The following is a 13,522-nucleotide window of genomic DNA, read 5'->3' on the forward strand; positions in this document are numbered from 1 at the left end:
GCCGTCAGCTCTTGCCGAGCTCCCACAGCTGGAGCATGGTCGAGGAGTCGAAGGCGTACTCGGCGCCGATGACGTTCTTACGGGCGGCCACATAGGTGTTGCCCTGCCACAGCGGCAGATAGGGCACATCTTCGGCGACGGCGTTCTGGATGGACTGGAAGTCCTTCTCGGCGAGGCTGCGCTGGGCCTCTTGCCGGGTCTCGGGGATCAGCTCGTCCTGGATGGTGCTGTTGCGGTAGGGCGAGTTGAGCCAGTTGTCCTTGGTGAGGAAGGGGGCGGTGTAGCTGTCGGGGTCCGGGAAGTCGGGGAACCAGCCGACCCCGGAGGCGGAGAACTGGCGCTTGATGAGCGCGGGGCGGTACTCCCGCCACGGGTAGCCCTTGATCGTGATGTCGAAGAGGCCGCTGTCGTTGAGCTGCTTACGCAGCTCCTTGAACTCCGCGGCCGTCTCCGGACCGTAGTGGTCGGTGGTGTAGGTCAGCGTCAGCTTCACCGGGGTGCTGATGCCGGCGTCGTGCAGCACGCTGCGGGCGGCGTCGGGGTCCGGGTCGCCGTACTCGTTGTGGAACGAGTTGATGTGCGAGGTGATGCTGGTGGGGATCAGCGAGTAGAGGGGCTCGGCGGTCCGCTTGTACACGTCGCGCACCAGCGCCTGGCGGTCCACGAGATGGGCGATGGCCTGCCGGACGGCCTTCTCCTTGACCACCGGGGCGTTGGTGTTGAAGATCAGGTAACGGATGCCCTGCCCGGAGGACTCGAAGAGGCGGACGCCCTCGACCTCGCCCTTGCTGAGCTTGTCGATCTGCTCGGGCGAGAAGCCGCGGTGCACCACGTCGATGTCGCCCTTGGCCAGTGCCTGCTCCATGGTGGAGGTGGAGTCGTAGAACCGCATCTCCGCCTTGTCGGCCTTCGGCTTCAGATCTCCCTTGTAGTGGGGGTTCTTGGTGAAGACGACCTTCGTCAGCCGGTTGTTCCTCACCTCGGTCTGCGCGCTGTACGGACCCGAGCCCGTCATCTCCCAGCCCTTGCGCAGCGCGTCGCCCCGGTAGACCTCGCTGTCCAGGATGGCGGCGGCCGGGGTGGTGAGTTTGGACGGGAAGGTCGCGTCCGGCTGGGAGAGGTGGATGACGATCTCGCGGGCGCTGGGGGTCTCGATCCTGTCCACGTTGGAGAGCAGCGACTTGGTCCCGTTGGGATCGTCGATGCGCAGCACGCGGTCGAGGGAGAACTTGACGTCCTCGGAGGTCAGGTCGTGGCCGTTGGAGAACTTCAGCCCGCTGCGCAGGGTGCAGCGGTACTGCTCGCTCTGTCTGTCCGCGAAGCCGCACCTCTCCGCCGCGTCGGGTATCGGTTCGGTTCCCGAGCGGGGCAGTCTCATGAGCGTCTGGAAGGTGTTGTGCAGCACGCTCCAGGACGCGAAGTCGTAGGCCAGGGCCGGATCCAGCGGCGCGGGCGCCACCTTGGTCGCCTCGATGCGGTCCGTGCTGCCCAGGACGATCGTCTTACCGTCCGAGCCCGAGCCGTCGGTACCACCGCACGCGGCGAGCGTGGAGATCAGGAGGCCGGCCACAGCCGGCAGCACCAGCGACTTGCGCGTCATTGTCGGGAGTCTCCCTGCCATCGGTCAGCTACTCGCGACGAGATTAGACCGAGGCGCCAGTCATGCTCAGACACAACGAAGTTGAGGCGATATCACGCCCCGATAACGAGCGCCCGTCGACCGATATCCGAACACGGTCGCGATTCACGCGACATGCCACCAATCCGGACACATGGGTTCGCCCAAATCGCACCAGACGGGACGCGCGGCAGCCATCCGGCGCACACGTCTACGGCATATGCAGTGATAAACATCACGTTCCGATGTCGCCGACGGAACGTGAAAAATGAGCGCGCGCTATTCAGTCTGCAATTTACAGAAATACGCTCGGTGCGCGTTCAGTGCATTGCAGTGACCAGAGTACGCAGAAAAGAAAGATCCACTTCTTCGAGCGAACCGATGACCGTACGCCCCGCCACGGGTTCGATCGGCACCACGGACGGCACCGCGACCACCTGGCACCCGGCCGCCTCCGCGGCCCGTACGCCCGTCTCGGTGTCCTCGATGACCACGCACCGCCCCGGCTCGGCGTCCAGCCCGGCCGCGGCGAGCAGATACGGGTCCGGATGCGGCTTGGTCCGCTCGACCTCGTCGCCCGCGACCGTCAGGGAGAAGTGCTCCGGGCCCAGCGAACGCAGGATCCGGTCCATCACCCGCCGGTGGGAGGCGGAGACCAGGGCGGTGGGGACGCCGTGCGCGGCCAGCTCGGTGAGCAGCCGGCGGGCGCCCGGCAGCATCGGCACACTGCCGTCGAGCAGTTCGGTGAAGCGGCTGTTGAGCAGGCCGGTGAGCTCGGCGAGGGCGATGTCGGCGCCGGTGGCCTCGATGAGGAACTGGGCGCTGCGCGACATCGGGCCGCCGACGACGACCTGGCGGTACTCCTCGGCGAGCGCATGGCCGAGCTCGGCGAAGATGGCGACCTCCGCGTCCCACCAGATGCCCTCGGTGTCGACCAGGGTGCCGTCCATGTCGAGCAGAACGGCCTGTAGGGCTGAGCCTCCACCCGTAAGGGTATCGACGGCGGGGATGCTGCTGGTCATCCGAACACCTCCGGGTGAGGGACACGGAGGCCGGCCCCCTTCCGCTGACGGGAAGGCGACCGGCCTCTACCGGATCGACCAGTCTACGTGGCACCACGCCGACGCGCCTCATGGCCACCGTAAGGCGGCCTTCGCGTGGCGGCCGGCGGACTACCGCGCGTTGAAGTACTTCGCCTCCGGGTGGTGGATCACGATGGCGTCCGTGGACTGCTCGGGGTGGAGCTGGAACTCCTCCGAGAGCTTCACCCCGATCCGCTCCGGCCGCAGCAGATCGGCGATCTTCGCGCGGTCCTCCAGGTCGGGGCAGGCGCCGTAGCCCAGCGAGAAGCGGGCGCCGCGGTACTTCAGCGCGAACATGTCCTCCATCTGGTTCGGGTCCTCACCGGCGAAGCCCAGCTCGGCGCGGACCCGGGCGTGCCAGTACTCGGCCAGCGCCTCCGCCAGCTGGACGGACAGCCCGTGCAGCTCCAGGTAGTCGCGGTAGGAGTCGGAGGCGAACAGCTCGGCGGTGGCCTCACCGATCTTCGAGCCGACGGTCACCACCTGTAGCCCGACCACATCGGTCTCGCCGGACTCCTCGGGCCGGAAGAAGTCGGCCAGGCACAGCCGGCGGCCGCGGCGCTGGCGCGGGAAGGTGAAGCGGGTCCGCTCACTGCCGTCCTCGTTCAGCAGCACCAGGTCGTCGCCCTTGGAGACGCACGGGAAGTAGCCGTAGACGACGGCCGCCTCCAGCAGGTTCTCGGTGTGCAGCCGGTCCAGCCAGCCGCGCAGCCGGGGCCGCCCCTCGCGCTCCACCAGCTCCTCGTAGCCGGGCCCCTCGCCGGTGCGGGACTGCTTGAGCCCCCACTGGCCCTTGAACAGCGCCCCCTCGTCCAGCCAGGAGGCGTAGTCGGCCTGCTGGATGCCCTTGACCACGCGGGTGCCCCAGAAGGGCGGCGTGGGGACGGGGTTGTCGGTGGCCACGTCGGAACGCGCCGGGCCCTCCTCCGGCTCCGGCTCCCGCACCTGGGCGGCGCGCTGGGGGACGCGGCGCTGCCTGAGCTCGGGGAGCGTGGCGCCGGGCACGCCCCGCTTGACGGCGATCAGCGCGTCCATCAGCCGCAGCCCCTCGAAGGCGTCGCGGGCGTAGCGCACCTCGCCCTCGTAGATCTCGTGCAGGTCCTGCTCGACATAGGCCCTCGTCAGCGCGGCGCCGCCGAGGATGACGGGGAAGCGGGCGGCCAGCTTGCGCTGGTTGAGCTCCTCCAGGTTCTCCTTCATGATCACCGTGGACTTCACCAGCAGCCCGGACATGCCGATCACATCGGCCCGGTGCTCCTCGGCGGCCTCCAGGATCGCGGAGACCGGCTGCTTGATGCCCAGGTTGACCACGTTGTAGCCGTTGTTGGACAGGATGATGTCCACGAGGTTCTTACCGATGTCATGGACGTCGCCGCGGACGGTGGCGAGCACGATGGTGCCCTTGCCCTCGTCTCCTTCGCCGTCGGCGGTCTTCTCCATGTGCGGCTCGAGGTACGCGACCGCGGTCTTCATGACCTCGGCGGACTGGAGGACGAACGGCAGCTGCATCTGGCCGGAGCCGAACAGGTCGCCGACCACCTTCATGCCGTCCAGCAGCGTGTCGTTGACGATGTCGAGGGCGGGCCGCTCCTGGAGCGCCTCGTCGAGGTCGGCTTCCAGGCCGTTGCGCTCGCCGTCGATGATGCGCCGCTTGAGGCGCTCCTCCAGGGGCAGCGCGGCCAGCTCCTCGGCCTTGCCCGCCTTCAGCGACGTGGCGGTGGCGCCCTCGAAGAGCTGCATCAGCTTCTGCAGCGGGTCGTAGCCCTCGGCACGGCGGTCGTAGATCAGGTCCAGGGCCGTGGTGACCTGCTCCTCGTCGAGCCGCGCGATCGGCAGGATCTTGGAGGCGTGCACGATCGCCGAGTCCAGGCCCGCCTTGACGCATTCGTCGAGGAAGACGGAGTTGAGCACGATGCGGGCGGCCGGGTTGAGGCCGAAGGAGATGTTCGACAGGCCGAGGGTGGTCTGGACGTCCGGGTGGCGCCGCTTGAGCTCGCGGATCGCCTCGATGGTGGCGAGGCCGTCCTTGCGGGACTCCTCCTGACCGGTGCAGATGGTGAAGGTCAGGCAGTCGATGAGGATGTCCTCCTCGCGGATGCCCCAGTTGCCGGTCAGGTCGGCGATCAGCCGCTCGGCGATCTCCACCTTCTTCTCCGGCGTCCGGGCCTGGCCCTCCTCGTCGATGGTCAGCGCGATCAGCGCCGCGCCGTGCTCCTGCGCGAGCCGGGTGACCTTGGCGAACCGGGACTCGGGGCCGGCGCCGTCCTCGTAGTTGACGGAGTTGATGACCGCCCGTCCGCCGAGCTTCTCCAGACCGGCCTGGATGACGTCGACCTCGGTGGAGTCCAGGACGATGGGGAGGGTGGAGGCGGTGGCGAACCGCCCGGCCAGCTCCTCCATGTCCGCGACGCCGTCCCGGCCGACGTAGTCCACGCACAGGTCGAGCAGATGGGCGCCCTCACGGATCTGGTCCCGGGCCATCTCCACGCAGTCGTCCCAGCGGCCCTCCAGCATGGCCTCGCGGAACTTCTTGGAGCCGTTGGCGTTGGTGCGCTCGCCGATCGCCAGGTACGAGGTGTCCTGGCGGAACGGCACGGTCTGGTACAGCGAGGCGGCGCCGGGCTCGGGGCGCGGGGCGCGCTCGGTGGGGGCCAGCTCGCGGACCCGCTCGACGACCTGGCGCAGATGCTCGGGGGTGGTGCCGCAGCAGCCGCCGACCAGGGAGAGCCCGTACTCGCGGACGAACGTCTCCTGGGCGTCGGCCAGCTCGCCCGGGGTGAGGGGGTAGTGGGCGCCGTCCTTGCCCAGCACCGGAAGGCCCGCGTTGGGCATGCAGGACAGCGGGATGCGCGAGTGGCGGGCCAGATAGCGCAGGTGCTCGCTCATCTCGGCGGGGCCGGTGGCGCAGTTCAGACCGATCATGTCGATGCCGAGCGGCTCCAGCGCGGTGAGCGCCGCGCCGATCTCGGAGCCGAGCAGCATGGTGCCGGTGGTCTCGACGGTGACCGAGCAGATCACCGGGAGGTTGGCGCCGGTGGCGTCCAGGGCCCGGCGGGCGCCGAGGACCGCGGCCTTGGTCTGGAGCAGGTCCTGGGTGGTCTCCACCAGCAGGGCGTCGGCACCGCCGGCGATCATGCCTTCGGCGTTGGCCTGGTAGGCGTCGCGGAGCGTGGTGTAGGGGGCGTGGCCCAGGGTGGGCAGCTTGGTGCCCGGTCCCATCGAGCCGAGCACCCAGCGCTGGCGTCCGTCGGCGCCGAACTCGTCGGCGACCTCGCGGGCGATCCGGGCGCCGGCCTCGGAGAGCTCGTGGACGCGGTGGGGGATGTCGTACTCGCCCAGCGCCGCGTGGTTGGCGCCGAAGGTGTTGGTCTCGACGCAGTCCACACCGGCGGCGTAGTACGCCTCGTGGACCGAGCGGACGATGTCCGGGCGGGTGACGTTGAGGATCTCGTTGCAGCCCTCGAGCTGCTGGAAGTCGTCGAGACTGGGCTCCTGCGCCTGGAGCATCGTCCCCATCGCGCCGTCGGCGACCACCACGCGGGTGGCCAGCGCTTCGCGGAGCGCGTCGGCTCGGGCGGCGGATGTGGGCGATGGCGTGTGCGAGGCCATGGATGTGCTCCCTGGAGTGCGACGGCTGTCGGCTTTGCGCCCCCGCTGGGGAGGGCGCACCACGCCAGGGTAGCTGCCAGTGGTCATGTGCCGATGGTCGTTCCATCAGCCGGGACGGGGGCCGGGCGGCCGGGCCCCCGGTGCTCCGTCGGCCATCGGCGGATGCACTGCGGTACCGCGGGGTCGGCATGGACCGATAGTGTTCAGCATTGTCGAACCGCAGTCAGGAGGTGGGCGATGGCCCGGAACATCCAGTCGTTGGAGCGCGCCGCCGCGATGCTACGCCTGCTCGCCGGTGGTGAGCGCCGTCTGGGACTGTCCGACATCGCCTCCACCCTGGGGCTGGCCAAGGGCACCGCGCACGGCATCCTGCGCACCCTCCAGCAGGAGGGCTTCGTCGAGCAGGACGAGGCGTCCGGCCGCTATCAGCTCGGCGCGGAGCTGCTGCGCCTGGGCAACAGCTATCTGGACGTGCACGAGCTGCGCGCCCGCGCCCTGGTGTGGACGGACGACCTGGCCCGCGCCAGCGGCGAGAGCGTGTACCTGGGCGTGCTGCACCAGCAGGGCGTGCTGATCGTCCACCATGTCTTCCGGCCGGACGACAGCCGCCAGGTGCTGGAGGTCGGCGCGATGCACCCGCTGCACTCCACGGCCCTGGGCAAGGTGCTCTCCGCGTACGACCCGGTCGCCCACAGCGAGGTGACCGAGACCGAGCGCCAGGCGTTCACCGCGCGCACGGTGACCGGGGAGCCCGAGTTCGAGGGCGTGCTGGACCTGACCCGGGCGCGCGGCTGGGGCTCGGATGTGGAGGAGACCTGGGAGGGCGTGGCGTCGGTCGCGGCGCCCATCCACGACCGGCGCCGGCTGCCCGTGGGCGCGGTGGGCATCACCGGGGCCGTCGAGCGGGTGTGCGACGACGGGGAGCTGCGCTCGGAGCTCGTGGCCGCCGTACGGGACTGCGCGCGCGCCGTCTCCCGGGACCTGGGCGCCCTGCGCCGTTTCTGAAGCGTGTCCGGAATCACGTCGCGTACCGCGCGTTGAACCGTGCCGACCAGGGGTGATCCACCCCTGATCCGCCCCCCTGTCCCTGCATGACCTGCTTCATCACGGTTTCACATAGGCGCGACTTTTCCGCACACGACCCTTGACGGGGTCTTCAGCGTGAAGAAAACTGCCGTTCATCGGTCGGCATTGTCGAACACCTGACGACAATATTCGCTATGGTGGACTCGCCGCGGGCCGACCAACGCCCTCCCACGAGGGCGCGGACCGTCCGGCACAACCCGGGGGGTTCGCCTTCCCCTGGACGAAGGACAAAGGAGTCGCGGGTGTCCAGCTCCGACATCTTCATCGGCGAGACCATCGGTACCGCCGTACTCATCCTGCTCGGCGGTGGTGTCGTCGCCGGCGTGAACCTGAAGCGATCCAAGGCGTTCGACGCCGGGTGGGTCGCCATCGCCTTCGGGTGGGGTTTCGCCGTCCTCACCGGCGCCTACATCTCGGCCCCGCTCTCGGGGGCCCACCTCAACCCGGCGGTGACGCTCGGCCTCGCCATCGAGGGCGGCACCGAGTGGAGCGACGTGCCCGTCTACTTCCTCGGGCAGATGCTCGGCGCCCTCATCGGCGCGACGCTGGTCTGGATCGCCTATCTCGGCCACTTCCACGCCCATCTCACCGACCGCGAGATCGTCGGCGGTCCGGGCGCCCAGAACACGGCCGCGGCGGACCGGCAGACGGCCCCCGGCCCCGGCCCGGTGCTGGGCGTCTTCTCCACCGGCCCGGAGATCCGCAACACCGCGCAGAACCTGGCCACCGAGATCATCGCCACCGCGGTGCTGGTGCTCGCCATCCTCACTCAGGGGCTCAACGGCGACGGCAAGGGCCTGGGCGTCATCGGCGTCCTGATCACCTCCTTCGTGGTGGTCAGCATCGGCCTCTCGCTCGGCGGCCCGACCGGTTACGCCATCAACCCGGCGCGTGACCTCGGCCCCCGGATCGTCCACGCCCTCCTGCCGCTGCCCAACAAGGGCGGCTCGGACTGGGGCTACGCCTGGATCCCCGTCGTCGGTCCGCTCATCGGCGGCGCCATCGCGGGCGGGATCTACGAGATCGCCTTCGCCTAGCCACCCCCACCACTCGCAGGAGAGCAGCAGACCATGACCGACACCCACACCACGAGCGCTTCCTCGCACGGCCAGGGGCCGTTCATCGCGGCCATCGACCAGGGCACCACCTCCAGCCGCTGCATCGTCTTCGACCGCGACGGCCGCATCGTCTCGGTGGACCAGAAGGAACACGAGCAGATCTTTCCCAAGCCCGGCTGGGTGGAACACAACGCCACCGAGATCTGGGAGAACGTCAAGGAGGTCGTCGCCGGCGCCATCACCAAGGCCGGGATCACCGCCGTCGACGTCAAGGCGATCGGCATCACCAACCAGCGCGAGACCACCCTGCTGTGGGACAAGAACACCGGTGAGCCGGTGTACAACGCCATCGTCTGGCAGGACACCCGCACCGACGCCCTCTGCCGCGAGCTCGGCCGCAACGTCGGCCAGGACCGCTTCCGCCGGGAGACCGGCCTCCCGCTGGCCTCCTACTTCGCCGGTCCCAAGATCCGCTGGCTGCTCGACAACGTCGAGGGGCTGCGCGAGCGGGCCGAGGCGGGCGACCTGCTCTTCGGCACCATGGACTCCTGGGTCATCTGGAACCTGACCGGCGGCGTCAACGGCGGTGTGCACGTCACCGATGTCACCAACGCCTCCCGCACCCTCCTGATGAACCTGCACACCCTGGACTGGGACCAGAAGATCCTGTCCTCGATGGACATCCCGGCCGCCGTGCTGCCGCGGATCCGCTCCTCCGCCGAGGTGTACGGGCACACCGCCGAGGGCGTCCTGGCGGGCGTGCCGGTCGCCTCCGCGCTGGGCGACCAGCAGGCGGCCCTGTTCGGCCAGACCTGTTACGCCGAGGGCGAGGCCAAGTCGACCTACGGCACCGGCACCTTCCTGCTGATGAACACCGGCGAGACGCCGGTCAACTCCTACAACGGCCTGCTGACCACGGTCGGCTACCGGATCGGCGACGAGAAGCCGGTCTACGCCCTGGAGGGCTCGATCGCGGTCACCGGTTCGCTGGTGCAGTGGATGCGGGACCAGATGGGTCTGATCAACAGCGCCGCCGAGATCGAGACCCTGGCGAGCTCGGTGGAGGACAACGGCGGCGCGTACTTCGTACCGGCCTTCTCGGGCCTGTTCGCCCCGTACTGGCGGTCCGACGCCCGCGGCGTGATCGCGGGCCTGACCCGCTATGTCACCAAGGCGCACATCGCGCGCGCGGTGCTCGAGGCCACCGCGTGGCAGACCCGCGAGATCGTCGACGCGATGACCAAGGACTCCGGGGTCGAGCTCACCGCCCTGAAGGTGGACGGCGGTATGACCTCCAACAACCTGCTGATGCAGAGCCTCTCGGACGCCCTGGACGCACCCGTGGTGCGCCCGATGGTCGCCGAGACCACCTGCCTCGGCGCCGCCTACGCCGCCGGTCTGGCCGTGGGCTTCTGGCCGGACACCGACGCGCTGCGCGCCAACTGGCGCCGGGCGGCCGAATGGACCCCCCGAATGGACGCGGACGTTCGCGACCGCGAGTACAAGAACTGGCTCAAGGCCGTGCAGCGGACCATGGGCTGGATCGAGGACGAGGAGTAAGCAATGACCACCCTGCAGAGCGTTCCGTCACTCGGAACGCACCCGGCTGCCGGTTCGAACCCGAGCCGAGCCGAAACCCGGGAACAGCTCTCCAAGGCGACGTACGACCTCCTGGTGATCGGCGGCGGCATCCTGGGCATCACCACTGCCTGGCACGCCGCCCAGTCCGGGCTGCGGGTGGCGATGGTGGACGCCGGTGACTTCGCCGGCGCCACCTCCTCCGCCTCCTCCAAGCTGCTCCACGGCGGCCTGCGCTACCTCCAGACCGGCGCGGTCAAGCTGGTCGCCGAGAACCACTTCGAGCGGCGCGCGGTCTCCCGCTCCGTCGCCCCGCACCTGTCCAACCCGCTCACCTTCTACCTGCCGGTCTACAAGGGCGGTCCGCACGGCGCGGCCAAGCTCGGCGCGGGCGTCTTCGCCTACTCGGCGCTCTCGGCGTTCCGTGACGGCGTCGGCCATGTCATCGGCGCCGACCGGGCCGCGCGCGACGTCCCGGAGCTGCGCACCGAGAACCTCAAGGCGGTCGCGGTCTACGGCGACGGCCAGATGAACGACAGCCGGATGGCCCTGATGACGGTCCGGGCGGCCGTGGAGGCGGGCGCCACCGTCCTCAACCACGCCGAGGTCGTGGGCCTGCGCAAGAGCGACGGCCGGGTCACCGGCGCCGAGCTCAAGGACCGCACCGACGGTACCGAGTTCGGGGTGAGCGCCCGTCTGGTACTCAACGCCACCGGCCCCTGGGTGGACCATCTGCGCCGGATGGAGGACCCGAACGCGGCGCCGTCGATCCGGCTGTCCAAGGGCGCCCACCTGGTCCTCAAGCGCACCTCCCCGTGGCGGGCCGCGCTGGCCACCCCGATCGACAAGTACCGCATCACCTTCGCCCTCCCCTGGGAGGACATGCTGCTGCTGGGCACCACGGACGAGGAGTTCGAGGGCGACCCGGCCGATGTCGCGGTCACCGAGAAGGACATCGCCCAGATTCTGGACGAGGCCGCCTTCTCCATCCGCGACCAGCAGCTCTCCCGCGATCTGATCACCTACTCCTTCGCCGGCCTGCGGGTGCTGCCCGGCGGCCCCGGCGACACCGCCAAGGCCAAGCGGGAGACCGTGGTCACCGAGGGCCGGGGTGGGATGCTCTCCATAGCCGGCGGCAAGTGGACCACCTTCCGCCACATCGGCCGCACGGTGATGAACAAGCTCGCCCAGCTGCCGGGCCGGCCGCTCGCCGACGACATGGAGCCGGTCAGCCGGCTGCCCAAGCACATGCCGCTGCCGGGTCTGGCCAATCCGCACGCCGTCGAGCACCGGCTGCTGGTGGACGGCGGCACCCCCGGCCCGCGCATGGCCGCCGACACCGCCCGCCATCTGGCCACCCACTACGGCTCGCTCTCCTTCGACATCGCCCGGCTGGCCAGCGGCGATCCGGCGCTCGCGGAGCGCATCCACCCGGACGCCCCGGAGATCTGGGCGCAGGTCGTCTACGCGCGGGACTACGAGTGGGCGCGCACCGCGGACGACGTACTGCGCCGCCGCACCACCCTGACCATCCGCGGCCTGGACTCCGAGGACATCCGGAGCCGGGTCGAGGATCTGCTGGCCAAGCGACCCTGACCCCCGCGGGGCCGCTTTCCCAGGGCCGGACGGCCGGGTGTGAAGAAACGTCTTCTCACCCGGCCGTCCGGCCTGCTAGTTTGAGACGGCAACCAATGTCAGGAGGGGGTGAGCGCACGATGCCCTACGCGGAGCACGCCATCTCGCTCACCGCCCGGCGCCATATCGATCTGCACCGCGTCTCCAGCGCGATCTGTCAGGGCCGCTGACGGCTTTTCCGCCGCCCGGCCCTTTCTCTTCACTCTCTTCCTGCCTGGAGACTTTCCCCATGCTCGGCTCGCGCCGTCGTTATGCCGTGTTCACTTTTGTCACCGCCCTGTCCCTGGCCGCCACCGCCTGCTCGTCCTCCGGCGCGTCCGGCACGGGGAGTTCCACCCCGCACTCCGGCGGCCATCTGACCTTCGCCCTCGCCTCCGACCCGATCTGCGTCGACCCGCAGCAGCAGGGCAACAACGACGCGATCTACCCCGCCCGGCAGTTGGTCGACTCCCTCACCGACCAGGACCCGAAGACCGGGAAGATCGTGCCCTGGCTGGCCAAGAGCTGGGAGGTGAGCAAGGACGCCACCACCTTCACCTTCCACCTCCGCCACGGCGCCACCTTCAGCGACGGGACCCCGGTCGACGCCCGCGCCGTCAAGGACAACTTCGACGGCATCGTGCGGCTCGGCGCCAAGTCGGTGCTGGGCGCCAGCTACCTGGCCGGGTACCAGGGCACCACCGTGGTCGACGAGGACACCGCGCGGGTGCGGTTCAAGGAGCCCAACGCGCAGTTCCTCCAGGCCACGTCCACCTTCACACTCGGTCTGCTCGCCCGGTCCACGACCCGGCTGCCGGCGGCGAAGCGCTGCACCGACCACATCGTCGGCTCCGGTCCCTTCACCCTCGTCGACTACACCCCGAACAAGTCGGTCGAGGAGCGCCGCCGCTCGGGCTACACCTGGGGCTCGTCGCTGTGGCGCAAGAAGGGCCCGGCCTATCTGGAGCGGATCTCCTTCAAGGTGGTGCCCGAGTCCGGGGTGCGCACCGGCTCCCTCCAGTCCGGGCAGGCCGACGCCATCGGCGGCGTGGCGCCGCAGGACGAGGCCGGGCTGAAGAGCACCGGATTCACCCTGCTCAGCCGCGCCAACCCCGGAGTGCCGTTCGCCCTGACGGCCAACACCGCCCGCCCGCTCACCCGGGACGCCAGGGTCCGCCAGGCCATCCAGCTGGGCGTGAACCGCAAGGAGGTGGTCGACACCGTCCTCAGCCCCCGCTACAAGCCGGCCACCAGCTCGCTGGCGTCCACCACCACCGCGTACAAGAACCTCGGCGACCGGCTGGCTTACGCCCCGGACCGGGCCAAGAAGCTGCTGGAGCAGGCGGGCTGGAAGCCCGGCCCCGGCGGCATCCGGGTGAAGAACGGCAAGAAGCTCTCCCTCACGGTGGTGTGGGCCACCAACTTCGGCCCCAACCAGACCGCGCTGGAGCTGATCCAGCAGCAGCTGAAGAAGATCGGCGTGCAGATCAAGCTGAAGTCCCATTCCATCGGGGACTACGTCGAGGTCCGGCAGAAGGGCGACTACGACTACGCCTGGGGCAACACCACCCGCGTCGACCCCGACATCCTGCGCACCTCCTTCTCCAGCGAGGGCCTCAACCTCTCCCGGCTGCACGACTCCGCCCTCGACTCCGTGCTCGACGAGCAGTCGGCCACGGCCGACCCCGCGCGGCGCGCCGAACACGCCGCCCGCGCCCAGGCCCTGGTGCTGGACAAGGGCTACCAGGTGCCGGTCTTCGAGCTCACCACCGTGATCGGGGTCTCGGACAAGGTCCACCACCTGGACTTCGAGGCGTCCTCCCGGCTCCAGTTCCACGACACCTGGCTGTCCTGAAGCGCTGTCCGGAACCACGCGA

At 69.7% G+C, this 13,522-nt stretch carries 9 protein-coding genes; 6 read left to right on the forward strand and 3 right to left on the reverse strand.

Features of this window, described 5'->3' with window-relative positions:
- Nucleotides 1-4: 4 nt before the first annotated feature.
- The 3 genes from N6H00_RS08955 to metH form a co-directional block, all read right to left on the reverse strand.
- Nucleotides 5-1,600: an ABC transporter substrate-binding protein gene (locus tag N6H00_RS08955; RefSeq protein WP_268971051.1), complete on the reverse strand. Its 1,596-nt coding sequence runs from the start codon at nucleotides 1,598-1,600 to the stop codon at nucleotides 5-7.
- A gap of 338 nt (nucleotides 1,601-1,938) precedes the next feature.
- On the reverse strand, nucleotides 1,939-2,640 hold the full coding sequence (locus N6H00_RS08960) for an HAD family hydrolase (protein WP_268971052.1): 702 nt from the start codon (nucleotides 2,638-2,640) through the stop codon (nucleotides 1,939-1,941).
- A 150-nt stretch (nucleotides 2,641-2,790) separates the two neighbouring features.
- Nucleotides 2,791-6,309, reverse strand: a complete 3,519-nt coding sequence (metH, locus tag N6H00_RS08965; protein WP_268971053.1) for a methionine synthase — start codon at nucleotides 6,307-6,309, stop codon at nucleotides 2,791-2,793.
- A gap of 237 nt (nucleotides 6,310-6,546) precedes the next feature.
- Here metH and N6H00_RS08970 point away from each other — a divergent pair, with 237 nt between their 5' ends.
- The 6 genes from N6H00_RS08970 (at nucleotide 6,547) to N6H00_RS08990 (ending at nucleotide 13,500) form a co-directional block, all read left to right on the forward strand.
- Nucleotides 6,547-7,314, forward strand: coding sequence for an IclR family transcriptional regulator (locus N6H00_RS08970; RefSeq protein WP_268971054.1), 768 nt, complete (start codon nucleotides 6,547-6,549; stop codon nucleotides 7,312-7,314).
- Nucleotides 7,315-7,637: 323 nt separating this feature from the next.
- Nucleotides 7,638-8,432, forward strand: coding sequence for an MIP/aquaporin family protein (locus N6H00_RS08975; RefSeq protein WP_268971055.1), 795 nt, complete (start codon nucleotides 7,638-7,640; stop codon nucleotides 8,430-8,432).
- A gap of 33 nt (nucleotides 8,433-8,465) precedes the next feature.
- On the forward strand, nucleotides 8,466-10,013 hold the full coding sequence (gene glpK / locus N6H00_RS08980) for a glycerol kinase GlpK (RefSeq protein WP_268971056.1): 1,548 nt from the start codon (nucleotides 8,466-8,468) through the stop codon (nucleotides 10,011-10,013).
- A 3-nt stretch (nucleotides 10,014-10,016) separates the two neighbouring features.
- Nucleotides 10,017-11,627, forward strand: a complete 1,611-nt coding sequence (locus N6H00_RS08985) for a glycerol-3-phosphate dehydrogenase/oxidase (protein WP_268971057.1) — start codon at nucleotides 10,017-10,019, stop codon at nucleotides 11,625-11,627.
- Nucleotides 11,628-11,746: 119 nt separating this feature from the next.
- On the forward strand, nucleotides 11,747-11,836 hold the full coding sequence (locus N6H00_RS40140; RefSeq protein ID WP_311034940.1) for a putative leader peptide: 90 nt from the start codon (nucleotides 11,747-11,749) through the stop codon (nucleotides 11,834-11,836).
- 86 nt (nucleotides 11,837-11,922) lie between these two features.
- On the forward strand, nucleotides 11,923-13,500 hold the full coding sequence (locus N6H00_RS08990; protein WP_268971058.1) for an ABC transporter substrate-binding protein: 1,578 nt from the start codon (nucleotides 11,923-11,925) through the stop codon (nucleotides 13,498-13,500).
- The last annotated feature ends 22 nt before the right edge of the window (nucleotides 13,501-13,522 follow it).

Source organism: Streptomyces sp. S465 (assembly GCF_026898115.1).
GTDB lineage: Bacteria > Actinomycetota > Actinomycetes > Streptomycetales > Streptomycetaceae > Streptomyces > Streptomyces luomodiensis.

Excerpts from the sequence above, each read along its gene's own strand:
- N6H00_RS08955 (WP_268971051.1), bottom strand. The coding sequence starts at position 1,600 with ATGACGCGCAAGTCGCTGGTGCTGCCGGCTGTGGCCGGCCTCCTGATC.
- N6H00_RS08960 (WP_268971052.1), bottom strand. The coding sequence starts at position 2,640 with ATGACCAGCAGCATCCCCGCCGTCGATACCCTTACGGGTGGAGGCTCA.
- metH (WP_268971053.1), bottom strand. The coding sequence starts at position 6,309 with ATGGCCTCGCACACGCCATCGCCCACATCCGCCGCCCGAGCCGACGCG.
- N6H00_RS08970 (WP_268971054.1), top strand. The coding sequence starts at position 6,547 with ATGGCCCGGAACATCCAGTCGTTGGAGCGCGCCGCCGCGATGCTACGC.
- glpK (WP_268971056.1), top strand. The coding sequence starts at position 8,466 with ATGACCGACACCCACACCACGAGCGCTTCCTCGCACGGCCAGGGGCCG.
- N6H00_RS08985 (WP_268971057.1), top strand. The coding sequence starts at position 10,017 with ATGACCACCCTGCAGAGCGTTCCGTCACTCGGAACGCACCCGGCTGCC.
- N6H00_RS40140 (WP_311034940.1), top strand. The coding sequence starts at position 11,747 with ATGCCCTACGCGGAGCACGCCATCTCGCTCACCGCCCGGCGCCATATC.